At 74.0% G+C, this 24075-nt stretch carries 26 protein-coding genes; 18 read left to right on the top strand and 8 right to left on the bottom strand.

Annotated elements, in window-relative coordinates:
• Positions 1-4 precede the first annotated feature (4 nt).
• Complete coding sequence (locus ACFPL3_RS32920) at positions 5-817, bottom strand: glycerophosphodiester phosphodiesterase family protein (RefSeq protein ID WP_343943395.1); 813 nt, start codon at positions 815-817, stop codon at positions 5-7.
• Positions 818-843: 26 nt separating this feature from the next.
• Positions 844-2757 carry a non-homologous end-joining DNA ligase gene (gene ligD, locus ACFPL3_RS32915; protein WP_343943396.1) on the bottom strand — a complete coding sequence of 638 codons (1914 nt, stop codon included), beginning with the start codon at positions 2755-2757 and terminating at the stop codon, positions 844-846.
• A 77-nt stretch (positions 2758-2834) separates the two neighbouring features.
• On the opposite strand from ligD, the gene ACFPL3_RS32910 reads away from it, so the two are divergent.
• Positions 2835-3032 carry a (2Fe-2S)-binding protein gene (locus tag ACFPL3_RS32910; protein WP_343943397.1) on the top strand — a complete coding sequence of 66 codons (198 nt, stop codon included), beginning with the start codon at positions 2835-2837 and terminating at the stop codon, positions 3030-3032.
• A gap of 139 nt (positions 3033-3171) precedes the next feature.
• Positions 3172-3657, top strand: coding sequence for a bacterioferritin (gene bfr, locus ACFPL3_RS32905; RefSeq protein ID WP_343943398.1), 486 nt, complete (start codon positions 3172-3174; stop codon positions 3655-3657).
• Positions 3658-3666: 9 nt separating this feature from the next.
• On the opposite strand, the gene ACFPL3_RS32900 is transcribed toward bfr, so the two are convergent.
• Entirely contained in the window at positions 3667-4683 is a 1017-nt protein-coding gene (locus ACFPL3_RS32900; protein ID WP_343943399.1) for an NAD(P)/FAD-dependent oxidoreductase, read from the bottom strand.
• Positions 4684-4796: 113 nt separating this feature from the next.
• Between ACFPL3_RS32900 and ACFPL3_RS32895 the strand changes: the two genes are divergently transcribed.
• From ACFPL3_RS32895 to ACFPL3_RS32845, 11 genes are all read left to right on the top strand, one after another.
• On the top strand, positions 4797-5519 hold the full coding sequence (locus tag ACFPL3_RS32895; RefSeq protein WP_343943400.1) for a TetR/AcrR family transcriptional regulator: 723 nt from the start codon (positions 4797-4799) through the stop codon (positions 5517-5519).
• 101 nt (positions 5520-5620) lie between these two features.
• A complete protein-coding gene (locus ACFPL3_RS32890) occupies positions 5621-6241 on the top strand; it encodes a VOC family protein (protein WP_343943401.1) in 621 nt (206 codons plus the stop codon).
• Positions 6238-6498, top strand: a complete 261-nt coding sequence (locus tag ACFPL3_RS32885) for a hypothetical protein (RefSeq protein ID WP_343943402.1) — start codon at positions 6238-6240, stop codon at positions 6496-6498. The genes ACFPL3_RS32890 and ACFPL3_RS32885 overlap by 4 nt, the downstream gene beginning before the upstream one ends.
• Positions 6495-7757 carry an alpha/beta hydrolase gene (locus ACFPL3_RS32880; protein ID WP_343943403.1) on the top strand — a complete coding sequence of 421 codons (1263 nt, stop codon included), beginning with the start codon at positions 6495-6497 and terminating at the stop codon, positions 7755-7757. Before ACFPL3_RS32885 ends, ACFPL3_RS32880 begins: the two co-directional genes overlap by 4 nt.
• Before the next feature lie 5 nt (positions 7758-7762).
• The gene (locus ACFPL3_RS32875) at positions 7763-8335 is read left to right on the top strand and encodes a flavodoxin family protein (RefSeq protein WP_343943404.1); all 573 of its coding nucleotides are present in this window, start codon (positions 7763-7765) and stop codon (positions 8333-8335) included.
• 2 nt (positions 8336-8337) lie between these two features.
• The gene (locus tag ACFPL3_RS32870) at positions 8338-9462 is read left to right on the top strand and encodes an FAD-dependent monooxygenase (protein WP_343943426.1); all 1125 of its coding nucleotides are present in this window, start codon (positions 8338-8340) and stop codon (positions 9460-9462) included.
• 23 nt (positions 9463-9485) lie between these two features.
• A complete protein-coding gene (locus tag ACFPL3_RS32865) occupies positions 9486-11144 on the top strand; it encodes an AMP-binding protein (protein ID WP_343943405.1) in 1659 nt (552 codons plus the stop codon).
• A complete protein-coding gene (locus ACFPL3_RS32860; protein ID WP_379590061.1) occupies positions 11141-12133 on the top strand; it encodes an AraC family transcriptional regulator in 993 nt (330 codons plus the stop codon). Before ACFPL3_RS32865 ends, ACFPL3_RS32860 begins: the two co-directional genes overlap by 4 nt.
• A gap of 61 nt (positions 12134-12194) precedes the next feature.
• The gene (locus tag ACFPL3_RS32855; RefSeq protein ID WP_343943408.1) at positions 12195-13376 is read left to right on the top strand and encodes a cytochrome P450; all 1182 of its coding nucleotides are present in this window, start codon (positions 12195-12197) and stop codon (positions 13374-13376) included.
• Positions 13373-14326 (top strand): PDR/VanB family oxidoreductase, encoded by a 954-nt coding sequence (locus tag ACFPL3_RS32850; RefSeq protein ID WP_343943409.1) that lies wholly within the window; start codon positions 13373-13375, stop codon positions 14324-14326. Before ACFPL3_RS32855 ends, ACFPL3_RS32850 begins: the two co-directional genes overlap by 4 nt.
• Before the next feature lie 466 nt (positions 14327-14792).
• Positions 14793-14999: a hypothetical protein gene (locus ACFPL3_RS32845; RefSeq protein ID WP_343943410.1), complete on the top strand. Its 207-nt coding sequence runs from the start codon at positions 14793-14795 to the stop codon at positions 14997-14999.
• Between the two features lie 57 nt (positions 15000-15056).
• Here the strand turns inward: ACFPL3_RS32845 and ACFPL3_RS32840 are convergent, their stop codons facing one another.
• Positions 15057-16397 carry a hypothetical protein gene (locus tag ACFPL3_RS32840; RefSeq protein WP_343943411.1) on the bottom strand — a complete coding sequence of 447 codons (1341 nt, stop codon included), beginning with the start codon at positions 16395-16397 and terminating at the stop codon, positions 15057-15059.
• 119 nt (positions 16398-16516) lie between these two features.
• On the opposite strand from ACFPL3_RS32840, the gene ACFPL3_RS32835 reads away from it, so the two are divergent.
• Positions 16517-16678, top strand: a complete 162-nt coding sequence (locus ACFPL3_RS32835; RefSeq protein ID WP_379590058.1) for a hypothetical protein — start codon at positions 16517-16519, stop codon at positions 16676-16678.
• 119 nt (positions 16679-16797) lie between these two features.
• On the opposite strand, the gene ACFPL3_RS32830 is transcribed toward ACFPL3_RS32835, so the two are convergent.
• Positions 16798-17433 carry a CG0192-related protein gene (locus tag ACFPL3_RS32830; RefSeq protein WP_343943413.1) on the bottom strand — a complete coding sequence of 212 codons (636 nt, stop codon included), beginning with the start codon at positions 17431-17433 and terminating at the stop codon, positions 16798-16800.
• Positions 17434-17480: 47 nt separating this feature from the next.
• On the opposite strand from ACFPL3_RS32830, the gene ACFPL3_RS32825 reads away from it, so the two are divergent.
• The 3 genes from ACFPL3_RS32825 (at position 17481) to ACFPL3_RS32815 (ending at position 20491) form a co-directional block, all read left to right on the top strand.
• A complete protein-coding gene (locus ACFPL3_RS32825) occupies positions 17481-18176 on the top strand; it encodes a FadR/GntR family transcriptional regulator (protein ID WP_343943414.1) in 696 nt (231 codons plus the stop codon).
• Positions 18173-19381, top strand: coding sequence for a CynX/NimT family MFS transporter (locus ACFPL3_RS32820; RefSeq protein ID WP_343943415.1), 1209 nt, complete (start codon positions 18173-18175; stop codon positions 19379-19381). Before ACFPL3_RS32825 ends, ACFPL3_RS32820 begins: the two co-directional genes overlap by 4 nt.
• A 102-nt stretch (positions 19382-19483) precedes the next feature.
• Positions 19484-20491 (top strand): sigma-70 family RNA polymerase sigma factor, encoded by a 1008-nt coding sequence (locus tag ACFPL3_RS32815; RefSeq protein ID WP_343943416.1) that lies wholly within the window; start codon positions 19484-19486, stop codon positions 20489-20491.
• A gap of 210 nt (positions 20492-20701) precedes the next feature.
• Here the strand turns inward: ACFPL3_RS32815 and ACFPL3_RS32810 are convergent, their stop codons facing one another.
• Both ACFPL3_RS32810 and ACFPL3_RS32805 read right to left on the bottom strand, forming a co-directional pair.
• Positions 20702-21544 (bottom strand): alpha/beta fold hydrolase, encoded by an 843-nt coding sequence (locus ACFPL3_RS32810; RefSeq protein ID WP_343943417.1) that lies wholly within the window; start codon positions 21542-21544, stop codon positions 20702-20704.
• Between the two features lie 28 nt (positions 21545-21572).
• Entirely contained in the window at positions 21573-22436 is an 864-nt protein-coding gene (locus ACFPL3_RS32805; RefSeq protein WP_343943418.1) for a LysR family transcriptional regulator, read from the bottom strand.
• A 96-nt stretch (positions 22437-22532) separates the two neighbouring features.
• Between ACFPL3_RS32805 and ACFPL3_RS32800 the strand changes: the two genes are divergently transcribed.
• The gene (locus tag ACFPL3_RS32800) at positions 22533-23435 is read left to right on the top strand and encodes a TIGR03564 family F420-dependent LLM class oxidoreductase (RefSeq protein ID WP_379590054.1); all 903 of its coding nucleotides are present in this window, start codon (positions 22533-22535) and stop codon (positions 23433-23435) included.
• On the opposite strand, the gene ACFPL3_RS32795 is transcribed toward ACFPL3_RS32800, so the two are convergent.
• Complete coding sequence (locus tag ACFPL3_RS32795; protein WP_343943419.1) at positions 23425-24057, bottom strand: DUF4232 domain-containing protein; 633 nt, start codon at positions 24055-24057, stop codon at positions 23425-23427. The two genes, ACFPL3_RS32800 and ACFPL3_RS32795, sit on opposite strands and share 11 nt — an antisense overlap.
• Between the last annotated feature and the right edge of the window lie 18 nt (positions 24058-24075).

Genomic DNA, 24075 nt, shown 5'->3' with positions numbered 1-24075 from the left:
AGCGCTACCCGGCACCCGGCCGGGCGTCCTGCCACACGCCGCGCGCGTGCAGCACATCCCGCAGGACGTCGGGGCGGTCCGACAGCAGGCCGTCGACGCCCAGGTCGAGCAGCGCCGTCATCTCGGCGGCCGTGTCGACGGTCCAGACGTGCACCTCGCGCCCGCTGCCGTGCGCCGCCCGCAGCAGCGCCGCGTCCACCACGGTGAGGGGGCCGAGCCTGCGCGGGAGCTGCGCGAAGTCACCCGGCGACGCCGGAGCGGGCAGGTGCCGCAACGGGGCGGGCAGCCGGTCCAGCCACGCCCTCGTGCGGAGGCCGAACGCCGCGCCCTGTGCCATCGAGCTGCACAGCTGCGGCCCGGCGGCCTCCCGGGCCCGGCGCAGCCACCCGTCGTGGTAGCTGCCGAGGCAGACCCGGTGCCAGCTGCCGGTGCGCTCGAGCACCTCGAGCACCGGCTCCACCGCGGCACCGGACTTCAGCTCCACCGTCATCCGGGTGTCCGGCAGCTCCGTCAGCACCTGCTCGAGCAGCGGCAGCGGTTCACGGCCGCGCACCCGCACCGGGGCCAGCTCCGCGGCGCGCAGCGCCCGGATCGGCCCCCGTCCGTCGGTGGTGCGGTCGAGGGTGGCGTCGTGGTGGACGACCGGCACGCCGTCGGCGCTCGCGTGCACGTCCAGCTCCAGGTAGCCGAAGCCCTCCGCGACCGCCCGGCGGAACGCCGCGAGGGTGTTCTCGAAGCCGCGGAGGTCCCCGATGTGCCAGCCGCGGTGGGCGTAGGCGCGCGGGTAGGGGCCGTCGAGGTAGGGGTGCCGGGGCACGGCCGAAGCCTTGCAGCCGCGCGGGATCAGGCGCGAGCGGGTAGGTGTTGCCGCCCGGTGAACAACAACGGGGCGAGCAGGTCGCCGTGCTCGGCGATGCGCGCCGGCAGGTCCGCGGCCGTGAACACGAGGTCGTCCGGACGGCGGCAGGCCCGCACCTCGTCCCACGTCACCGGGGTGGCGACGGTGGGCCGTGCCCGGCCGCGCAGCGAGTAGCTCGCGATCGTGGTCTTGTAGGGGTTGTTCTGGCTCCAGTCGACGAACACCTTGCCGCGCCGCCGCGCCTTGGCCATCACCGCGGTGACCGTCTGCGGCGTCTCCCGGGCGAGCTCCTCGGCCAGCGCCTTCGCGAACTCCGAGGTCTCCTCCGCCCGCGTCACGGTCACCGGCAGGTAGAGCTGCATCCCCTTCCCGCCGCTGGTGCGGGGGTAGGCCACCAGGTCGTCGGCGGCGAGGCGGTCGGCGATCCGCACCGCCACCCGGGCACAGTCGACCACCGTGGTGCCCTCGCCCGGGTCGAGATCGAACACCACCAGGTCCGGCAGCTGCCGCTCGCCGTCCGGGCCCACCCGCCACTGCGGCACGTGCAGCTCCAACGCGGCCAGGTTCGCGGCCCACGCCAGCCCCTCGGCATCGTCGATCAGCGGGAAGTCCGCGGTCTCCGACCGCCCGCCGGGCGTGCCCACGCGCGCGGTGCGCAACCAGCGCGGGGCGTGGCGGGAGACGTCCTTCTCGAAGAACGACCCGCGCTCCACCCCGTCCGGCCACCGCACGAGCGTGACGGGGCGATCGCGCAGGTGCGGCAGCATCACCTCGGCCACCGCGAGGTAGTGGGCGAGCACGTCGGCCTTCGTGGTGCCCGTGAGCGGGTAGATGACCTTGCGCGGGTTGGTCAGCGTGGCCCGGCCGAACCCCGCGGACCGGCGGCCCGGGCGCTGCGGCTCGGGCTCCGGTGTGTCGATCCCCGTCGGGACCTGCACCCATCGCGAGCTCGTGGTGCCCGGTTCGTAGGGGGAGTCCGGGTCCTTCGCCACCACGAAGGGCAGCTTCTGCTGCGCGGCCGCCTCCAGCACCTCCCGTCCGGCCCCGGGGAACACCGGCGCGAGCCGCCACCGGGGCCCCTCCAGGGGCAGCTCCTCCAGCAACGCCCGGCGCTCCCGCAGCGGCAGCGGGCACGTGTCGCGCCCGTCGACGTGCAGCAGGTCGCCGATCCACAGGTAGGCGCCCTCCGCGCCGCCCACCAGCTCGGCGTCCAGCATCACCTGGGTGGAGCCCAGCGAGGGCCCCAGCTCGCGCAGGCTCGGCGCGGCGACCTCGGCACCGTCGGCGTCGGTGACCGTGGCCCGGCCCCCGTCCACCCGCACGGTCACCCGGCGCCCGCCGAACCCGACCTGCAGCCACCACCCGTCCCCCTCCGGGAGCTCCCCGGGGGTGGCGAGCATCGGGCGCGCGTCGTGGGGGAGGGGTGCCCGGGCGCCGTCGCGGTCGGAGCGGCGCAGCAGCCAGTTGTCCTTCCCCCGCTCCCGGTCGGTGCGGATGAACACGAACCGGCCGTTCGCGCGCTCGCCCCGCAGCCGGACGATCACTTCGCGGGGGTTCCACTTCTCGGTCTCGTACGTGCCCGTGTCCCAGATCGTCATCCGGCCGCCGCCGTACTCGCCTGCCGGGATCTCGCCCGAGAAGTCCAGGTACTCGATGGGATGGTCCTCGGTGCGCACGGCCAGCCGGACCGTGTCGGGGTCGGTCGGCAGGCCCTTCGGCACCGCCCACGACGCCAGCACGCCGTCGCGCTCCAGCCGCACGTCCCAGTGCAGCCGCCGCGCGTGGTGCTCCTGGATGACGAACCGGTGGCCTGGCCCCTCCGCCACCGGATCGGCCACGGGCACCGGCTCCGGCGTGCGCCGCGCGTCGCGCTTGCGGCGGTACTCGTCGAGGGGCACCGGGTCAGGCTAGTTCTTGCGTCCACCGCCGAGCGGATGTGACGATAGGCAAGCCTTGCTTATGTGAAGGAGTGCCTGTGTACGTGTGCATCTGCTACGCGGTGCCGGACGGCGAGATCAAGTCCTGCATCGCGCGCGGAGCACGCACCGTCGACGAGGTCGGCGACGCGTGCGGAGCGGGCACGGGATGCGGTTCGTGCCACGACCACATCGACGTCTTCCTCGCCGCCGCGCACGCTCAGCCGGACGTCGCAGCACTGTCCCGGTCGGCATAGGCCAAGGCCCGCCTCGCATCGCTTGAGGTTCGCCTGACCTGCGAAAAGGTGATCCTGAGTCCTGCGCTCGGCAACCCGTGCGGCTAGCCTCGCTGCAGCATTCCGCTGGCCCATTCACGCCGACGAAGCGAGGACTCCGATGCGTGGCGACGACGAGATCATCGCACTGCTCAACGAGCAACTCACGAGCGAGCTCACGGCGATCAACCAGTACTTCCTGCACGCCAAGATGCAGCAGAACTGGGGTCTGACCAAGCTCGCCGCGTACACCCGCAACGAGTCGATGGACGAGATGCGGCACGCGGAGCTGATCACCGACCGCATCCTGTTCCTCGAAGGCCTGCCGAACTACCAGCGGTTGTTCTCGCTGCGCATCGGCCAGACCGTCCGCGAGCAGCTCCAGTCCGACCTCGCCATCGAGCTCGAGGTCGTCGACCGGCTGAAGCCCGGCATCCAGCTGTGCCGGGAGAAGGGCGACATCACCACGGCCCGGCTGTTCGAGGAGATCCTCGCCGACGAGGAGCACCACATCGACTACCTCGAGACCAACCTCGAGCTGATCGACCGCCTCGGCGAGCAGCTCTACCACGCCCAGCTCGTCGACCAGCCGCCCACGCCCGGCTGAGCGGCTCGCTCACGACACCAGGGCGGTGTCCCGCCGGGCGGCGAGGGCGGCGTCGGCGTCGGCGGTGACGAGGTCGGCATTGATGCGCGCCCCCGCCAGCGCCCCCGCGGCCGCCGACGCGCCGACCTGCGCCGTCGGATCGGCGACGTTGCCCGCCACCCACACCCCGGGCACGGTGGTGGCGCCCGCGGGGCCCGTCGCGACGTGGCGGCCCATCCCGTTCGGCAGGTCCTCCAGTGGCAGCCCCAGGCCGTCGAGACCGTCGGTCCGGGCCACCACGGTGGTGGCCACTGCGACGATCCGGCGCGGCACCACCTCGCCGTCGGCCAGCCTGACCCCGGTGATCGCCTCGCCGGCCGACACGATCGCCGCCACCGGGGTGTCCACCACGCGGATGCCGCGGGCGGCGAACCGGGCGCGGGTGTCCGCGTCGAGCTCGGTGTCGCGCGTGAAGTAGACCAGGTCGTCGGTCAGCTGCCGGAACAGCAGCGCGTGGTGCACCGACGCGGCACCCGTCGCCAGCACCCCGATCGGCTCGTCGCGCACCTCCCAGCCGTGGCAGTACGGGCAGTGCACCACCGCGTGGCCCCAGTGCTCGGCCAGGCCGGGCACGTCGGGCAGCTCGTCGCGCAGGCCGGTGGCGACCAGCAGCCGCCGCGCGTGCAGGGTGCGCCCGTCGGCCAGCGTGACGGTGAAGCGCAGGTCGCCGTCCACCGCCGGGGCCGGCGCGGCGGAGGCGACGACGCCCGCCACGACGCGGCCGCCGTAGCGGCGCACCTCGGCCCGGCCGGTGCGCAGCAGCTCCGCGGGCGGCACGCCGTCGGCGCCGAGCAGGCCGTGCACCCCCTCGGCGGGCGCGTTGCGCGGGGTGCCGGCGTCGACCACCACGACCGAACGGCGGGAGCGGGCGAGCATCAGGGCCCCGTTCAGGCCGGCCGCCCCGCCGCCGATCACCACGGCGTCGATCGGGGCATCCGGCGCCGACGTGGGGAGGTCGTCGAACTCGGGAGTGGGAGACTGGGTCATGTCTGCGACGCTATGGTGGCGTTGCACCCTGCGCACATAGTCTTGCTGTTTCCGCAAAGACGGTCCGCGGCACGCCGCCGGACGCGCAACGCCCGGCTGTCTACGGTGGCCGGGTGACGGAGCAGGCCAAGGCGGCCCGGCGAGACGGCAGGCCGCGCCGCAAGCTGGTGATGAGCGAGATCCTCGAGCAGGCGATGGAGCTGTTCGCGGAGCGCGGCTACGACGGGACCACCCTGCAGGACGTGGCGGACGCGGTCGGGCTGAGCAGGCCCAATCTCTACAACTACGTCCGCAGCAAGGAGGAGCTGCTCGTCGCCATGGTCGAAGCGACGAGCCAGGAGGCGGCGGCCACGTTGCGCGCGGTGCGCGAGCGCACCGACCTGGACCCCGCCGAGAAGCTGCGCACGCTCGTGCGGATCCTCGTGCTGCAGCGCGCCGCACATCCCGCCCGGTTCCGCACGTTGGACCGCAGCGAGCAGTCGCTCCCCGCGGAGATCGCCGAACGTCACCTGGACGCCCGCCGCGCCGTCCTGGCCGAAATCACGGCCGTGCTCGACGACGGGGTCACCGCCGGGCTGTTCCGGCCGGTCGACACCCGGGTCACCGCGCTGTCGGTGATCGGCATGTGCAACTGGGTGGCGTGGTGGTTCCACCCTTCGCCCGCACACCCGGCCGAGCCGGTGGCCGACCAGATCGCGGAGAACGCCCTCGCCATGGTGGCCCGGCCCGAGGGGCGGACCCCGGACGCGCCCACCCCGCTCGGCGCGGCCGCGCTGTTGCAGCAGGACCTCGACTACCTGGTCCGGCTCCTGCGGGGCGAGGCGGACGCGACGTAGGCGATACCGCCCCAACCGATACTGCTCCGTCAGAAACTTGACGAGTGCGCCAGAACCGGCATACGGTTCCGGCACGGTTCGTCACGAGGAGGAGCAGCCCGATGTCCGCCCAGCCATCCCCGGAGCGGGACCCGCTCGCGCACACGGTCCGCGGGGTCGACCACGCCGCGTACCCGACGTTCGACCCGCGCGCCACGATCACCTTCTACCGCGACGTGCTGGGGTTCCCGGTGGTCCACGCGACCTGCGCGCTCGGCTGGGGGCCCGGCGACCACCCCGACTTCATCCACTTCTTCTTCGACATCGGCAACGGTGATCGGCTCGCGTTCTTCTACTACTTCGGCGTCGAGCCCTACCGGGACACCGCGATCCCGGAGCTGCTCCACCGGGCCCGCCACCTCGCGATCCACGTCGACTCCGAGGAGCACCTGCTGGAGTACCGGCGCCGGCTCGATGCCAGCGACTGGCCCTGTGAGCTGCAGGTGCGCCACGAGACCGTCGAGTCGATCTACGTCACCGACCCCAACGGCTACCTGATGGAGATCACCCGCCCGCTGCGGGCGATCACGCCCGAGGACGACATCGACGCCAACGTCAGCGTCGAGGCGCTGATGGCCGTGGCGGGGGAGGAGGACCCGACGCTGGAGAAGTTCTTCGCCCGCAAGGCGGCGCTGATCGCGGAGCGGTACGCGGGCGAGGCCGAGCTGGTGACGTTCGCGTGACCACCCTCTACGTCCTCGACGTCGAGGACTTCCGCCCGCTCGCCGAGGTGGCGAGCAAGGACCCCGACACCACGGTGCGCCGCCGCGGCCCGTACCTCGAGGTCGAGGCCGCCGACGAGATCCGGATCGAGCGCGGGGCCACCGGGTGCCGCAACGCGGTCTGGTACAGCTCGGTGGCGGCGGTCGAGGGCGGCCGGGTCGTGCGCTGGGACAAGGCCGAGCTCGTGGTCGAGCCGACCCCGGGGGACCGGCCGTGAGCCCGATCGCCGTGGACCGGCTGGGGGCGGGACGCGACGTCGACACCGCCGCCGTTCCCGCTGGTGCCACCACCAGCACCCACCAGCTCACCACCGCGGACGGCGCGAAGGTCGAGGGTGTGCTGCACGCCCTCGACGGGGCCAACACCGTGGTCACGGTCATGCACCCGCGGCAGTCGATGACCCACCACCCGATGATCCCGCTGTTCCTGGCGGCCGGGGTGTCGGTGTGGACGCAGGGCGCCCGATCTCCGAACAACGACATCGCGCTCGTCCACGAGCAGGCGTTGCTCGACGCCGCGGCGGGCCACGTGTTCCTGCGGGAGCGCGGGTTCGCCTCCGTACTGGTCTTCGGCCACTCCGGCGGCGGCACCCTGGCGGCGTTCTACATCGAACAGGCCGCCCTCGAACCGGAGACCCGGATCGACGTCACCCCGGCCGGCCGCCCGGTGCCGCTGCCCGGCACCCGGATGCCGCTCCCGGACGGCGCGATCTTCCTGGCCCCGCACCCGGGGCAGGGGCAGGTGCTGCGGCAGTGCATCGACCCGTCGGTCACCGACGAGCTGGACCCGATGTCGGTGGACCCCGACCTCGACATGTACGCGGCGCGCAACGGGTTCGCGCCGCCGCCCGAGCCCAGCCGGTACTCCGCGGACTTCCTCGCGACCTACCGGGCGGCGCAGGCCGAGCGGATCGCCCGCATCGACGCGCGGGCGATCGAGCTGGCTGCGGACGCCGCGCGGGCCAGGGCCCGGTTCAGCCGCAGCCACGACCCGGCAGACCGCCGCGCGGCGCTCGCCCCGCGGATCATCACGACGTACCGGACCGACGCCGATCCGGCCTACGTCGACCCGTCGATCGACCCGAACGACCGGCACTACGGATCGCTGTTCGGCCACCGCCCCGACCTGATCAACTACGGGCTGGTCGGCTTCGGCAGGCTGACCACGCCGGACTCGTGGCTGTCGACCTGGTCGGCGAACCACACCAACGCCGACTTCGTGCGCTGCGCGGCGGGTGTGCACGTCCCGACCCTGTACCTCGAGTTCAGCGGGGACCAGGCCGCGCGGCCCCAGGCAGGCGAGCGGATGGCCGCCGCGCTCGCCACCACCGACACCACCCGGCACGTCGTGCGCGGCCAGCACTTCGGCCAGCCCGTGGCCGCGGGCGAGCCGACCGGGTACGCCGCCGCCTCGGCGCACGTCGCCCCGTGGATCGCCGACCGGTTCGACACCGCGCCACCACACGGAACGAGGTGACCCGCATGACCACCATCGCCATCGTCTACGACAGCGGCTTCGGCCACACCGCGGCCCAGGCGCGGGCCGTGGGGGAGGGCGCGGCCTCGGTCCCCGGCGCCGACGTCGCCCTCCGCTTCGCCGAGGAGGTCGCGGGCGACCCCCGGCAACTCGACCACTGCGACGCGCTGATCTTCGGCACGCCGACGTACATGGGTAGCGGGTCGGCCGTGTTCAAGACGTTCATGGAGGCCAGCTCCACGATCTGGCTGGAGCAGGGCTGGAAGGGCAAGATCGCCGCGGGTTTCACCAACTCCAGCGGCCACTCCGGCGACAAGCTCAACACCCTGACCCAGCTCTGGTTGTTCGCGATGCAGCACGGGATGGCCTGGATCGGCCTCGGGCTGCTGGACGGCAACGGGCGCAGCACCGGTTCCGACGCGGCGCTCAACCGCCTCGGCGCGTACGCGGGTGCGATGGCCCAGTCCAACTCCGACCAGGGGCTGGAAGGCATGCAGGACAGCGATCTGCGCACCGCTGCCGCGCTCGGCGAGCGCGTGGCGCGACAGGCCGCGCTCTGGCGGGGAGGCGGACGGTGAGCATGCGGATCCTGGTGGTCGGCGGGGGACCGGCCGGCCTGTTCTTCTCCCTGCTCGCGCAGCGGGCCGTGCCGTCCGCCACGGTGCACGTCCGGGAGCAGAACCCGCCGGGCGTGACCTACGGCTGGGGGGTGGCGTTCAGCGAGAGCGCCGCCGCCGCGCTGCGCCCCGCCGCGCCCGACGTCGTCGACGCCCTCACCGCGGGGATGAGCCACGAACAGATGGTGCTGGGCCTCGACGGCACCGGCGTGCCGGTGAACGTCGGGCGCAGCCACCTGAACGCCCGGTGGTCCCTGCTGGCCTCGCTCGAGCGGATCGCCCGGGAGGCCGGCGTGGACGTCGAGCACGCCACCGCCGCCGAGCCGACCGAGGAAGAGCTGGACGAGTGGGACCTGGTGGTCGGCGCCGACGGGGTGAACAGCCGCACCCGCAAGCGCTTCGCCGAGCACCTCGCCCCCCACGAGGAGCCGGGAACCAACTGGCTGGCCTGGTACGGCACCCCGAAGCCGTTCCCACCCTCGATCATCCTGCGCAACAGCGACCACGGCCTGCTGATGAGCCACGCCTCGCAGTTCTCCGACGCGATGAGCAACTTCACCGTCGAGGTCGGCCAGGAGACGTTCGACCGGCTCGGGTTCGCCGGCATGACCGAGGACGAGTCCCGCGCGCTGTGCGAGGAGCTGTTCGCGGAGGACCTCGACGGTGCCCCGCTGAGGAGCAACCACTCGCCGTGGTTCCGCACCACGTTCCTGAGGTGCGCGCACTGGACCCACCGCAACCTCGTCCTCATCGGCGACGCGCTGCACACCGTCCACCCCTCCATCGGCTCCGGCACCCGGTTCGCCATGCGGGACGCGGTGTACCTGACCGAGGCGCTGGCGGGCTCGGGCTGGGACGTCGAGGTCGGGCTCAAGGAGTTCGAACGCACCCGCAAGCCCGTCGCGGACGCCTTCCAGGCCGCGGCCAAGCGCAGCATCGACTGGTACGAGGGCCTGCCCGGCCGCACGATCACCCACCCCACGAAGTTCGCCATCGAGTACCTCATGCGCACCGGCCGCGTCTCCTACCGGGAGTTCCGCAGACACAACCGCGACGTGGTGCTCGGCTACGAGCGCGACCTGCGCTGACCCCCCGACGAGAGAGACGTGCGATGACGCTCGCTTCCGACACGAAGGTCGTCCGCTATCCACCCGAGGTCGAGGCCCGGTACGTCCGCGAGGGCCTGTGGGAACCCGTGACGATCGCCCAGCACCTGCACGCGATCGCACAGCGCCACCCGCACCGCGACGCCGTGGTCTGCGGCTCCGACCGCCTCACGTTCGCCGAGCTGGACCGCGTCACCGACCTGCGCGCCGCGGGCCTCAACCGGCTCGACCTCGCGCCGGGCGGCGCAGTGCTGCTGCAGGTGCACAACACCCTCCACACCGTGGTGGCCTGGTACGCGCTGCTCAAGGCCGGCCTCGTCCCGGTGTGCACGCTCCCGCTGCACCGCGGCCACGAGATCTCCGAGATCGCCCGGCAGACGAACCCGGTCGCGCACCTCGTCGCGGCCGCCGACCCCCGCTTCGACCTGGTCGCCTTCGCCTTCGAGCAGGCGGAGGGCACGCAGCGCACCGTCCTGGTTTCGGACGGGCCCGCCACCGACCCCCGGGCCGTCGAGCTCGACCGGCTCGGCGACGACATCGACCCCGCCGAGGCCCGCCGCCTCGTCGAGGGCGTCCAGGCCGGCCTCGAGATGCAGTCACCGGTGGCGTTCCAGCTCTCCGGCGGCACCACGGGCGTGCCCAAGGTGATCCCGTGCCTGCAGGCGCCGTACTGGCTCTACGGCGTGAGCCTGGCCCGCGCCATGGGCTGGGGCCCGGGTGACCGCATCGCGTTCCTGATGCCGATCGTGCACAACGCGGGCGTGATCATCGGCCTGCAGGGCCCGCACAGCGTCGGCGCCACCCTCGTCCTCGGCACGCCGGACGCGAACGCCGCGATCGAGCTCGTCGCGCGCCACGGCGCGACCGACATCCTGCTCGGCCCCTTCGCCTACGACGTCGCGCTCGACGACGGGCTCGCCGCCGCGCCGACGCTGCGGCGGGTGCTGTTCAGCGGGAAGAAGGTGCCACGGCGCCACGTCGACGTGCTGGAGTCGCGTGGGGTCTGGGCGGGCCAGATCTTCGGGATGAGTGAGGGCCTGTGCCTGACCACCCCGCTCGACCACCCCCTCGACGCCCGCGCCGGGAGCGTCGGGGTGCCGATCTCGGACGCCGACGAGATCCGCCTCTACGAGCCCGGCACCGAGGAAGAGGTCGCACCGGGGGAGGTGGGGGAGCTGTGCACCCGCGGCCCCTACACCCTGCGCGGCTACTACGACGCCGCCGAGCACAACCGCCGCGCCTTCACCGCCGACGGGTTCTACCGGACGGGCGACCTGATGGCGGAGCGCGTCATCGGCGGTGCCCGCTGCTACACCGTCGAGGGCCGGATCAAGCACATGATCAGCCGAGGCGGCGAGAAGATCAACACCGAGGAGGTGGAGCTGCTCCTGGCGTCCCACCCCGTCGTCGCGGACGCGGCGCTCGTCGCGATGCCGGACCCGCGGCTGGGCGAGCGGGCCTGCGCGTTCGTCGTCACCAGGGACGGTGCGCCGCTGGACCTCGCCGCTGTCCGCGTGCACCTCGAACGGCTCGAGGTCGCCAAGTACAAGTGGCCGGAACGGCTCGTCGTGCTGGCGGAGATGCCGCGGGTCAGCCAGGTCGGCAAGATCGACCGCCGCCGGCTGCGCGAACTCGCCGAGGGGCTGGGCCCCGAACCGCGATGACGGTGCTGCCGTTGCGCCGGCACGTCCGCCTGCAGACCACCGCGCTCGACGAGGCGCAGGAGGCGGCCGGGCAAGTGATGTCGGCCCACCGCCTGCGGGCCGGCCGGCCCCACGAGTTCGGCTCCCGGCTGCACGCCGTCGGGATCGGCGATTCCACGCTGCTCTCCGCGCTCTACGACGGCGCGGCCGACGTCACCGCCCGCGTCCCGATGGAGTACTACACGCTGCTGCTCGTCCTCAGCGGCGGCATGGACGTCGAGGCGGCGGGCACCGCGCGGGTCCGGGCGGGGCGAGCCTGCGTGATCTCGCCGGGGGAGCGGCTGCGGCTGCGTTTCGCACCCGGCACGGCGCAGGTGGCGGCGAAGCTGCCCCGCACGGTCGTCGAACGGGCCTGGACCCGGCTCGGCGCCGAACCCGCGCCCGGACCGGTCTTCGCGCTGACCGCGCCGGACGACGCGGCCTGGATCGCCGCCCTGCGCCTGGCGGTGTCGGCGGTGGACCGCTTCGACAGCGGGTTCCTGCCCGCCGGCACCGGGTTCGAACTCGAACGGATGCTGGTCACGGCGCTGCTGCTGGCCCAGCCGCACGACCGCGCGGAGGCGATGGTGCGCGGCGGCGGCGCCCGCGGCTACCGGGCGGCCGGCGTCGCCGCGGACGCGCTGGCCGACGATCCCGTGCCGCCGCTGCGGCCCGAGGAGCTCGCCCGGCACGCGGGGGTCTCGCTGCGCACGCTGCAGGAGGGCTTCCGCAGCCGGTTCGGCACCTCCCTCACGGGCTACCAGCGCGACCTGCGGCTCGAGCGTGCCCACCGGGCCCTGTCCGCCCCGGACGCCGCGGACGCCGCGGGCACCGTGGCCGACGTGGCCCTGGCGTGCGGGTTCCCCCACTTGGGCCGGTTCGCCCGCGACTACCGGCGCCGCTACGGCACCAGCCCCTCCACCACCCTGCGCGCGTCGCGCGCCGCGGACAGCGCTGCGCGAGGTGGATAGATCCCCCACGCGGCGGGCGTGACGCTGGGTGGACCCGCGAGCGCAGACGAAGGAGTCGCCCGTGACCACCACCGACCAGGCCTTCGACCACCTCGACGGCACCCTCTCCGCCGCCGAGGTCCGCCGGGCCCACGCCGAGATGCGCGAGGCCTGCCCGATCGTCCACAGCGACCGGCACGGCGGGTTCGACTACCTCACCCGCTACGCGGACGTCCGAGGCGCGCTGACCGACCCGGCGTCCTTCTCCTCCGCCGACGGCGTGAAGATCCCCTCCAATACGCTCCCACCCGTCCCGGCGCTGGAGTTCGACGATCCGGAGCACGCGGAGTGGCGCCGCGTGCTCGACGGTCCGCTGACGCCGCGCGCGGTGAAGGCGTTCGAGCCGGTGATCACCGAGGTCGTCGACCTGCTGATCGACGAGTTCGCCTGCGCGGGCGAGGCAGACCTCGTCGGTCAGCTGGCCGAACCGCTGCCCGCGATCGTGATCGGGCGGATGATCGGGCTCGACCAGTACGAAGCCGTCCGGGCGCGCGGGATCGCGGCCGCGCTCTACGCCGCGATGGGTTCCGTCGAGTTCCCCGCGCGGTACGCCGAGTTCCACACCACCACCCAGCGCTGGCTGGCCGACCGGCAGGAGCGCCCGCGCGCGGACCTCCTCACCGAGATGGCGACCGGCGTCGTGCAGGGCAAGGTGATCGACGAGGCCGGTGCCACCGGTCTGCTGCTCGCCTACATCGTGGGCGGTCACCACTCCACCGGGTCCGCGCTGGGCGGGCTCATCCGGCACGTCCTCACCGAGCCCGGCCTGCAGGACGAGCTGCGCGCCGACCGGCGCGGCCTGGCCCGGGTGATCGAGGAGAGCCTGCGGCTCACCACCCCGCTGCAGCTGTTCGCCCGGACCCTGCGTTGCCCCGTGCGGGTCGGCGACCGGGACCTCCCCGAGGGCGGACGCGTGCTGCTCGACCTCGCCGCGGCCAACCGCGACCCGCGGGAGTTCCCCGCCCCGGAGGCGTTCGACCGCGGCCGCACCCGCAACCGGCACGTCGCCTTCGGCGCCGGGACGCACGTCTGCCAGGGCCAGCACCTCGCCCGCGCCGAGCTGCGGATCGCGCTGGGCCGGCTCCTCGACCGCCTTCCGGACCTGCGGCCGGCCGGCGACCCGGTCGAGAGCGGCCTCGTCGGCGGCTCGCTGATGACCCACCACTCCCTGCCGGTGGCGTTCACCCCCGAGCGTGCCCCGTGACCGGCACCGAGGTGCGCGCCGTCGTCGGCCGGCGCTCGGCGCCCGCCGAGGACGTGGTCGAGTTCGCTCTGCACCCGGTCGCCGGGGGCGAGCTGCCCGCGTGGGAGCCCGGGGCACACGTCGACGTCGTGCTGGGGAGCGGGATGGTGCGCCAGTACTCGCTGTGCGGCGACCCGGCCGACCGCACCACCTACCGGATCGCGGTGCTGCGGCAGGCCGACGGCCGCGGCGGTTCGGCGTGGCTGCACGACCGCCTGGAGGTGGGAGAGGAGATCGCGCTGCGCGGGCCGCGCAACCACTTCCCACTCGAGCCCGCCGGGAGCTACGTGTTCCTCGCAGGCGGCATCGGGATCACCCCGCTGTTGCCGATGGTCCGCCGGGTGGCGGCCTCCGGCGCGGCGTGGACGCTGCACTACGGCGGCCGCACCCGCGCGTCGATGGCCTACCTCGCCGAGCTCACCGACGTCGACGACCTCGGCGGGGACTGTGTCAACCTGGTTCCCCAGGACGAGTACGGCCTGATCGACCTCTCCGCCGCGCTCGACCCGGCACCGCCCGAAACGGCCATCTACTGCTGCGGGCCCGAGCCGCTCATCGCCGCCGCGGAGGTCGCGTGCGCGGCCCGCGGACTGGCACTTCGCACGGAGCGGTTCAGCCCCAGGGAGATCGCCGACGCCGTCGACACCGCGTTCGTCGTGGCGCTCGCCGCGAGTGGCGAGGAGCTGGTGGTGCCCGCCGGCCGGTCGATCGTCGACGTGCTCGTGGAGGCGGGGGCGGACATCCTCACCTCCTGCGAGGAAGGCACCTGCGGCACCTGTGAGCTCGCCGTCCTCGCAGGCACCCCGGACCACCGCGACTCCGTGCTCACCGACGAGGAGCGCGCGGCGGGGGACCGGATCCTGCCGTGCGTGTCCCGGGCCAGCTCCGAGCGGCTCGTGCTCGACCTGTGAGGAAGACGTTATGACAGTTCCGGACCTGCCGGGACGACTGGACGACTGGAGGGCGTCGCCGCCTGGTGGCGCCGGGTGCTCGCGATGTCGGTTCCCAGAGGCTGCTGAGGTTCGCAGATCACGGGTGTCCGGGGTTCGCACACCGGTTGTGTTGCTGACACACCGGTTGCAGTCGGTGTGCGAGCACCAGAGTCGGTGTGTGGGCGCGCGGCACGAACTGACTGCCTGACCGCGCAGGACGCATAACGCCTCGTTGAGCCGATAATCGAAGTTATGACAGTTGAACGGGAGTGAGCTGCATCTGCTCCTGTTCGCGTCGTCGCCCGACGACCAGGACGGCCGCGACGAGTGACGGCATTCACCCATCGCGCATGACGACCGCCGCGCATCGCCTCCCGATGCTCGTCGAACCCGATGGGCGGCGGAGCGAGGAGCTGGAGCGGTGAGCGGAGCGGGGTTGAGCGCGATGGGACGGATACCCAGGATCGAGACCGGCGGGGGTGTCGTGTCGGCGTGGTGGGACGATGACGGCCGGTTCCACGTCCGGGTCGACATCGACGGGATCCCCGACTCCCGGCTGATCGACGACCAGGTGCCGCTGGACATCAGCATCGGCGACCAGCAGGTGTTCCCGCCGGTCGACACGGACGACGACTGGGACGACGAGCTGTAGCGACTCGATCGATCGGCCCCTCCCCGAGTGGCGCCGGATGGCACTCCTCGACAGCGGTCACCCGTTCGCGTCGACTCCGGTGACGGGCTCCCCCGCCGCGCCCGCACGGCCCAAGACCTCGATCAGCCCGAGAACGACGAGCAACACCGCGGCGATGATCACGATCGTGACCCCCGTCGGATGGTCGAGGAGCACGAACCACAGCGCGGCCAGAGCGACCGCCGCGATGCGCAGGCCTCGCAGGTGCGCGCCCACCCAGGGTCCGACCGGGCCGGACGACGAGCCGAGCCGGATCCGGTGCAACAGTCCGGTGGCCCACCGGCGGATGCCGACCGCGGTCGGCGACGAGCCGGCCAGGAACGCGAGCAGCGCCACGACCAGCGCGAGAACGAGCAGCGACCGCCCGGCGGTGCGCAGGGAGCTCACGATGATGTCGAATGCGGATGCGGCGGCCGGCGCACCGGCCGGGGGGACGGCGCCCACGAACAGGCTGCGCGCTACGAGGAGCCCTGCGGCCAACACCAGCAGCGCCAGCGCGACGCCCAGCCCGGCCGCGACCACCGCCCGCATCCGCGCCTTCGCGAGGTACACGCCGACCGCGAGGAGCAGCAGGACGATCCACGGCAGCACGGTGGCGAAGGTGCCCAGTGCGGCGTAGGCCGTCTGCGCGCGCACCAGGTTGTCGGCCGGGAAGAGCGGGATCGTCGGGTGCACCTCGGGGATCCGGTCGACGACGGTCAGGCCCTCGGCGCTCAGCCGCTGCTTGGCCACGTCGATGATCGGACCGAGGTCCAGGTACACCGTGTCGCCCCGAACGACGGCCTGCCCCTCGCCCGACAGCACGGTCACGGCCCGCTGGTGGGCCACCCGGACGGCCTGGTCCCACGCCGCCGCGAACTGCGGGCTCGCCACCAGCTCACCGACCTTGTCCCGGACGAAGTTCGTGGTCGCAGCCGAGATCGTCGGGGCGAAGCCGTGCAGCCGGTCGACCAGTGGCGGCGGCAGGCCCTGCGCCCCGAGCGCGGTGATCGCCTCGTTCGCCAGGCTCTGCACGTCGACGTGCTCGAAGATCGTCGCCGTCACGCGGTTCGTCACGGCCTGCTGCACCTCGGGGTCATGGGCGAGCGGTTCGACGGTCGCCACGAAACGCTCGGTGTCGGAGAGCTGGCTGCGGGTCCACACCGCGACGAGCGCCACCGGCGCCAGCGCGCAACCGAGGACGAGCAGCACGGCGGCCACCACCGACCGCCACCTGACCCGCCGCCGCGTGGGCGGCGTCGGCCGCGCACGCAACGCTTGGTTCTCCTGCCGCAGCCGTTCGAGCTCGGCGCGCTCGTCGACGGTCAGCGTCGGCCGAGCCTCGCCGGCCGCCGCTTCTCGGCCCTGGACGTGGGACATCTCGGACACCTCCGCCGCGCCGACGAATGCCGGTGAACGGTGGCTGCACGGTCGCGCGATGACGGGACGTGCACCTCGCCCGCCAGGGATGAGGTCCTGGCCTCGAGGACCTCGCCGCTTTGCGCGTGGTGGTGCGCAACGGCACCGGCCGCGAGATGGTCGACCTCCTGCTGGAGGACGTCGCCCGCCTGCTCCCGCGGCTGCAGCGGCAGTCCGCCCCGGTCAGGGGTACTGAGGCCGCGGGGTTCGACCACGCCTCCGCACGTCGCCGCAAGGCCTGAGGTCGGAAGGGCACCGCACACATCGAGTCGGGACAGCACACATCGCAGGCGCTGTGTGCCCACTCCACCCCGTGTGTGCGGCGCGCCGAACCCCACTCGGGTCCGTCGAGAGGTGTCCGTTACCGCTCTCGCTGTCCGGCGCCCCCACCCAGGTGCGCGAGGATCACCGGTTCGTCCTGCCCCACCCACGTGCCGGTGAGCGTCTCGCCGTCGACCGCGCCCGAACCCTTCCCGATGACGCGCAGCACGACGAGGTCGCCGACGTCCGTGGCCGCCGGGCCGTCGATCGGTGCCACGACGCCGACGTCGGGCACCTCGGCGCCCGGAGCGCCCGAGCCGGTCACGTACGCCGTGGACTCGCGCCGCACCGGTGCACCGTCGGCGTGGACCCACTCCTCGGCCTCGCGGCCACCGGTGCGGATGGCCGTGACGAGCGCCGCCACGCACACCGGGTCGGCGCAGCCGTCGTACACCCAGCGGCGGCCGAGGTGGCTGTGCACCATGGTGCCGACGAGGTGGCGGTCGGCGCCGTCGAGCGGGGCTGCCCGGTAGGTCAGCGGGATGTGGAGGACGTCTCCCCGCTCGGTGCGGGCCAGGTGGGCCTCGATGCCCACCTCCCCCGCCGGGTCGTCGAAGCGGTACGCGCCCAGCAGGTCGACGGTGCCCGCGCCGCCCGACCAGGCCCGCGTGGGCAGCCAGGCCGCGATGAGCTCGGCCTTCGTCGGCGTGATGGACGCTCGGTGGATGATCGCCACGGCGTCACGCTACGCGGCCGTGAAACATGGGATGTTAGGTTGTTTTGGTGGGATTGACGGCGGTCCGGCCCGGCAGGCTGTACGACGAGGTGGTGGCGCAGTTCGAGGCGCTGATCGCCTCCGGCGAGTGGGCGGTGGGCACCAAGATCCCGCCCGAGCCGGAGCTGGTGGCCGCGTTGGGCGTCGGGCGTAACACGGTGCGCGAGGCCGTGCGCGCCCTGGAGCACGCCGGTCTGCTCGAGCCGCGCCGCGGCGACGGCACGTACGTGCGCGCCACCAGCGATCTCGGCGCCGCGATCCTGCGCCGCGCTCGGCGCACCCGGGTGGAGCACGTCCTGGCGGTGCGCACCAGCCTGGAGCGCGACGCCGCAGCCGCCGCGGCGCTGCACCGCACCGACGCCGATGTCGTCGCGATCCGTGCTGCCCTGGAGGCCCGGCGGGCCGCTTGCGCCGGGACGGACCGGTCGGCGTTCGCCGCGGCCGATGTGGCCTTCCACCGGGCGGTGGTCGCGGCCACCGGCAACCCGGTCCTCATCGACCTGTACGCGGGCCTCTCGGAGGCGCTGCAGCACACCGTGAGCGAGATCGACGAGCACGACGACGACCCCGCCGCCTTCCCCGGCCACGAGGAGCTCGCCGAGGCGATCGTCGCGGGCGACCCGGACGCGGCGCGCGCGGCGGCCGACCGTTACCTCGAGGCCGCCCGCACGATCATGGCCCGCAGCGAGCGGAGCGGCTCGTGAGCGTCGAGGCCACCGCCACGCGGGCCTCGCGGCTCGCGCCCTCGTCGGCGGTGTGGATGGGCGCGGCGATCGTGCTGGCCGCGGCGAACCTGCGCACCGGGGTCGTCGGGGTGGCGCCGCTGCTGGCAGACATCCAGGCTGCCGAGCAGCTGTCCGCCACCGCGGCCGGCGTGCTCAGCGCCCTGCCCGTGCTGTGCTTCGGCCTGCTCGCCCCGGTGGCCCCGCCGCTGGCCCGCCGGCTCGGGATCGAGCGGGCGCTGCTGGTGGCGCTGGTGCTGCTGATCGTCGGGTTCCTGGTGCGCTCCAGCGGCCCGCTCCCGGCGCTCTACGCGGGCACGGTGCTGCTCGGCGCGGCGATCGCCGTGTGCAACGTGCTGCTCCCGAGCCTGATCAAGCGCGACTTCTCGCACCGCACCGGGATGATGACCGGCCTCTACACGATGGCGATCGCCTGCGGTGGCACCGTCGCCGCGGGCCTCACGATGCCGATCGCGCAGGTCGCGGGGCTCGGGTGGCGGGGCGCGCTCGCGTCGTGGGTGCTGTTCGCGGTGGCCGCCCTGCTGTGCTGGCTGCCGCACGTGCGCCGCGCGGGCCGCCCGACCCGGGTGGGGGCGGTGCGCGTCGGGGGGCTGTGGCGCGACGCGCTGGCCTGGCAGGTCACGCTCTACATGGGGCTGCAGTCGCTGGCCTACTTCGCGGTGACGGCCTGGCTGCCCGCGATGCTCATCGAGCGCGGGTACGACCCGGTGGTGGCCGGCTGGCTGCTCTCGCTCGCCACGGTGTCCGGTGTCGCGGGCGCGATGGTCGCTCCGGTCCTCGCCACCCGCGGCCCGCGCCAGCGCGGCGTCGTGGCCGTCACCACGGCCATCGCCGCGGTCGGGCTGCTGGGGGTGCTGGTGCCGATCGGCGTCGAGGTGGTGGCCATGGTCCTGCTGGGCTTCGCCCAGAGCGCCGCGCTGGGCCTCGCGCTCACCCTCGTCGCGTTGCGCGCGCCCGACGCGGCCCACGCCGCCCAGCTGTCCGGCATGGCGCAGAGCGCCGGGTACGTGCTCGCCGCCGCGGGTCCGTTCGCCGTCGGTGCGCTGCGCGACCTGACCGGGGGCTGGACGGTGCCGCTGCTCGTGCTCTCGGTGCTGCTCGTGGCGCAGGGCGTGGCGGGGGTGCTCGCCGGGCGGGACCGGCACGTGGGTCGCGCCGCTGCCTGAGACCGCAGCCTGAAATTCGCACCTTTCCCGCCGGTTTCGCGCCACCCGCTCGGTATTGTCGGTCGCCCGTTCTAGGCTGCGTCGCGCGAGAGAGGGGAACCGATGACCGTCACCGCCGATGCGCCATCCGGTGCGTGGGAGCAGCACCGCGTCGAGCTCACGGCCTACTGCTACCGGATGCTCGGCTCGAGCGCCGACGCCGAGGACGCCGTGCAGGACACGATGGTGCGGGCCTGGCGCTCCTACGACAAGTTCGAGGGCCGGTCGTCGCTGCGCTCGTGGCTGTACAAGATCGCCACGAACGTCTGCCTCACGATGCTCGACAGCCGCAACCGGCGGGCCACGCCGATGGACTTCGGCCCCGCCGCCCACACCGACGACCCGGCGCCCACGCCGAAGCCCGAGATCTCCTGGCTCGAGCCGATCCCCGACGCGCGGGTGCTGCCCGCGGCGGCCGACCCGGCCGAGCTCGCCGTGGCGAAGGAGTCGGTGCGGCTGGCGTTCGTCGCGGCGCTGCAGCACCTGCCCGCGCGCCAGCGGGCGGTGCTGATCCTGCGCGAGGTGCTGCAGTGGAAGGCGTCCGAGGTGGCCGAGCTGCTCGGCACCACCGTCGCCTCGGTCAACAGTGCGCTGCAGCGCGCCCGCGCCACCCTCTCCGAGCAGGCGCTCGCCCAGCCGGCCAACAACGCCGCCCTCGACGGCGACCTCGACGCCGACCACCAGGAGCTGCTCGCCCGCTACGCCGACGCGTTCGAGCGCTACGACGTGGGAGAGCTGGTCAGCCTCCTGCACCAGGACGCCATCCTCAACATGCCGCCGTTCGACATCTGGCTGCAGGGCCCCGAGGAGATCCTGAAGTGGTGGATCGGGCCGGGTGCGCCGTGCCGGGGCTCGAAGATGAAGCCGGTCACGGCCAACGGGATGCCAGGTTTCGCGCAGTGGCGGCCCAAGCCGGAGGGCGACGGCTACTACGCCTGGGCGCTGCAGGTGCTCGCCATCAGGGATGGCCTCATCGCGGGCTACACGGCGTTCCTCGACGTCGACACGCTCTTCCCGATGTGGGGCCTGCCCCTGCAGCTCGACGCCGACGGGCAGCCGGTCGAGGTCTAGACGAGCGATCCCAGAGGCTGTCGCTGTGCGCGCTGGGACGTGCTTCCCGGTTCGACCAACCCGCCCGAGAAGGACCTCACGGCGGCTGTGACAGCCCCGGTGTGCGGCCCGCGCTGATCGCACGCGGCACCGGCCGCCCGCCCGGGAGCATGATCGTCGTTCCGGCGCGAAACCCGACGCACCCCGTCGGGAAACGCGCCGGTTCGCCGATCATGGGCTGGGAGCCCTCGAGTCCGCCACGCGCAGCAGCCAGTCCATCGCGCCGGCGCAGGCGTCGAGCACCGAGATGTGCCCGTCGTCGGGCCGGAACCACAGCTCCGACTGCGGGAGCTCGTGGGCGAGCTGCAGTGCGTGCGCCGGGGGCACCACCCGGTCCCCCTCCCCCTGCACGAGCAGCACCGGGGCCTCCACCACGGCCAGGTCGGCGTGCCACGGGGTCACGAGCGCGACGTCGTCGTCCACCTGCCCGTCGGGCCCGGCCCGCCCGGCCGTGCCCGCGTCGTCGCCCAGCGCCGCCCAGGTGCCCGCCAGCGCCGCGTGGTCGGCGGTGGTGAACGTGGCGCGGTCGAACTCGCGGCGCTCGGCGTGCCGCATCCGGGCGGTCCTCCCCCGCGTGGCGGCCCGCAGCGCGGCGTCGTCGGCCATGCCGGCGAACCAGGACTCGTCGCCGGTGAAGGGGGCCACCGCGGCGAGGCACGCCACGCCGGTCACCCTCTCGGGCAGGAGGGCGGCGCAGGCGAGGGCGTGCGACCCGCCGCTCGAGCTGCCCATCACGGCGAAGCCGTCGAGCAGGAGGGCCTCGGCCACCTGCACCAGGTCGGCAGCGGTGGACCCCACGCTGCGGCCCGGCTGCGGCGTGGACCCGCCGTATCCCGGGCGGGCGTAGGACACGAGGCGCACCCGGCGTTCCCGGGCCATCGCGAGCAGCGGCTCGTACAGCGCGCCGGTCTGCGGCGTGCCGTGGTGCCAGACGATCGTGGTGTCCCCGTCGCCGGTGTCGTGCACGCGCAGGTCGCGCCCGTCCGGCAGCCGCAGGTCCCGGGTGATCACCATCGCGCCACCGTAGCGATCACCGCAGAGATCACCGGAGCGCGGTCACGAGCGCGTCCAGGCAGGCGGGGGCGGTGGGTGGCGTGAGCAACGTGCCCGGCACCTCCACGCGCGGCTCCAGCGTCCGCAGGGTGACCCCCGGGATCGGCGCGGCGTCCGTGCACCCGCAGACGACCGTGGCGTCCTGGCTGCTCATGCCGATCTCGACGGCCGCGTCCTCGAGCGAGCGCACCTCGCGGCCGGTGTGCACGGCGACGCCCGCGGCGGCGCAGGCCACCCGCACGGCGTCGTGCAGCGCGGGGTCGGTGGCCGGGTCGGGGAGGCGGAGCGTGAGGTCGGCGAGCGCGCTGATCGGCAAAGTGGGGCCGGCGGCGGCCGGGTGCGACGCGGGCAGGAGCACCTGCAGCGGCTCGTGCCACACCTGGGTGACCTGCAGGTCGCGGGCCGCGACGGTGCCGCGGACGAGCGCGATGTCCAGCTCGCCGGAACGCAGGGCCGCGAGGTGTGCGGTGACCGTGCCGTCCACGAGGGCGAGGGAGAGGTCCGGGACGTCCGCGCGCAACGCCGCCGCGGCCCGCGACAGGCGCGGCCCCACCCCCGGCGTGGTGCCCACGCGCAGCACCGCCGAGTGTCCGGCGCCGAGTGCGGCCGCAACGGCGCGCACGCGGTCGACGGCGGCGAGGGCGGCGCGCGCCTCCTCGAGCAGCCGCTGCCCGTCGCCGGTGAGGGTGACGCGCCGGGAGGTGCGGGCGAGCAGCCGCACGCCGAGTTCGCGTTCGAGCCGGCCGATCTGCTGGCTCACGGCGGGCTGCGCGACGTGCAGGCGCTCGGCGGCGCGCCCGAAGTGCAGCTCCTCGGCGACGGCCACGAAGTAGCGCAGCTGGCGTACCTCCACTCCCCTTCTCTACCACCCGGATCCATCACGCGCTCTTATCGGTGGGCGCGCGGATCGCTCCTTGATCCATCCCGGCGCGGCGGCTGGACTGGGTGCATGCAGATCGGGTTGTGGATCGACGACGAGAAGCCGCTGCCGGAGGTGGTCGAGGAGGTCGTGGACGCGGAGCGCCGGGGGTTCGCCCGCGCGTGGTTCGGGCAGCGGACCGGCTGGGAGCCGTTGACGGCGATCGCCGCGGTGGGTGATCGCGCACCGCGGATCGGGCTGGGGACGGCGGTGGTGGTGACCTGGTCGCGCCACCCGCTCACGCTGGCCGCTGAGGCGCTCACCGCGCAGGCCGCGGTGCGGGGCCGGCTCACGCTCGGCATCGGGCCGAGCCACCAGCCGATCGTCGAGGGCCGGTTCGGCCTGCCCTGGCACCGGCCGGGGCGCCACGTCGAGGAGCACGTCGACGTGCTGCGGCCCGCCCTGGGTGGGGAGCCCGTCGAGGTGCACGGGGAGACGGTCACAGCGGTGGGCGGCCTGACCGCGCCCGGCGCACCGGCGCCGCCGCTGTTGCTCGCCGCGCACGGTCCGCGCATGCTGCGGCTGGCCGGGGAGAAGGCCGACGGCGTGATCACCACGTGGACGGATGCCCGCGGTGTGGCCGCGCACGTGGTGCCCGCCGTGCGGGCGGCCGCTGCGGGCCGGCCCGACCCCCAGGTCGTCGTCGGCGTGATCGCAACGGTCACGCACGACCCCGAGGCGGCCCGTGCCCACGTCGCGTCGGCGTTCGGCGTAGCGGGCGACCTGCCGAGCTACCGCCGCTCGCTCGACCAGGCGGGTCTGGCCGGCCCGGAGGACACGATCCTCGCCGGCACCGAGGCGGAGCTGGAGAAGGCCGTGCGGCGCTTCGCCGACGCGGGCGCGACCGAGGTGCAGCTCTGCGCGGTGGGTCCGGCGGCGGAGCGGGCCCGCACGATCGAGTTCTTCGGTGAGCTCGCCTCCGCTACGGCGTGATCGTCCCGATCGACAGCTGGTCGCCCGGGGGCGGCGCGCTGCAGCCCGTGCCCTCGGCAGGCACGAACAGCGACGCCGTGTCGCCGGGCGGGTAGACGCGCAGGCCGCGGACCGGCACGGGCGCACAGTCGGCCGGGTCGAAGTTCTGCACGTTCGCGAGCCGCAGCTGGGCCTGCGCGGTGCCGCCCGGCGGGATGGGCACCTGGCCGCCGCGCTCCCCCGTCATCGCGGCCGCGGGCCCGACCTGGTGGCCGTCGTCGCCCGCCACGTACGAGACGCCGGGGAAACCGCGCAGCTCGCAGGTGCGGCTGCCGGTGTTGGTGAACACGAGCGGCCGGTACACCGATCCCGCTGCCGCGCCGCCCTCGCCGAGCGTGGCAGCCAGCTCGCCGGAGGTGCAGCGCGGCAGGTCCGCCGCGTCGGCCGGTTCGCCGGGCTCGATCGCGTGGGTGGCCGCGGCCGCCGGGGTGGCGGTGCGCGGCGTCGTGCCGGGTGGCGCCGCCGCAGGCACCGCTCCCATGGACGCGGGCGTAGTCGCCGGGTGCGGCGGTGCCGACCCGCAGGCCGCCAGGCCGACCAGCACGGCGGCGATCACCACGATTCTGTACCAGACAGCGCTCATCTCGACTCCCCCACTCCC

Origin of the sequence: Pseudonocardia zijingensis (genome assembly GCF_042657305.1) — a bacterium.
GTDB lineage: Bacteria > Actinomycetota > Actinomycetes > Mycobacteriales > Pseudonocardiaceae > Pseudonocardia > Pseudonocardia zijingensis.
Note: the sequence above shows the minus strand (reverse complement) of the source record. Positions and strands in the feature narration are given on the sequence as shown.

Coding starts and splice junctions, on each gene's coding strand:
- bfr (WP_343943398.1), top strand. CDS start 3,172: ATGCGTGGCGACGACGAGATCATCGCACTGCTCAACGAGCAACTCACG.
- ACFPL3_RS32900 (WP_343943399.1), bottom strand. CDS start 4,683: ATGACCCAGTCTCCCACTCCCGAGTTCGACGACCTCCCCACGTCGGCG.
- ACFPL3_RS32890 (WP_343943401.1), top strand. CDS start 5,621: ATGTCCGCCCAGCCATCCCCGGAGCGGGACCCGCTCGCGCACACGGTC.
- ACFPL3_RS32875 (WP_343943404.1), top strand. CDS start 7,763: ATGACCACCATCGCCATCGTCTACGACAGCGGCTTCGGCCACACCGCG.
- ACFPL3_RS32870 (WP_343943426.1), top strand. CDS start 8,338: ATGCGGATCCTGGTGGTCGGCGGGGGACCGGCCGGCCTGTTCTTCTCC.
- ACFPL3_RS32865 (WP_343943405.1), top strand. CDS start 9,486: ATGACGCTCGCTTCCGACACGAAGGTCGTCCGCTATCCACCCGAGGTC.
- ACFPL3_RS32860 (WP_379590061.1), top strand. CDS start 11,141: ATGACGGTGCTGCCGTTGCGCCGGCACGTCCGCCTGCAGACCACCGCG.
- ACFPL3_RS32845 (WP_343943410.1), top strand. CDS start 14,793: ATGGGACGGATACCCAGGATCGAGACCGGCGGGGGTGTCGTGTCGGCG.
- ACFPL3_RS32840 (WP_343943411.1), bottom strand. CDS start 16,397: ATGTCCCACGTCCAGGGCCGAGAAGCGGCGGCCGGCGAGGCTCGGCCG.
- ACFPL3_RS32815 (WP_343943416.1), top strand. CDS start 19,484: ATGACCGTCACCGCCGATGCGCCATCCGGTGCGTGGGAGCAGCACCGC.
- ACFPL3_RS32810 (WP_343943417.1), bottom strand. CDS start 21,544: ATGGTGATCACCCGGGACCTGCGGCTGCCGGACGGGCGCGACCTGCGC.
- ACFPL3_RS32800 (WP_379590054.1), top strand. CDS start 22,533: ATGCAGATCGGGTTGTGGATCGACGACGAGAAGCCGCTGCCGGAGGTG.
- ACFPL3_RS32795 (WP_343943419.1), bottom strand. CDS start 24,057: ATGAGCGCTGTCTGGTACAGAATCGTGGTGATCGCCGCCGTGCTGGTC.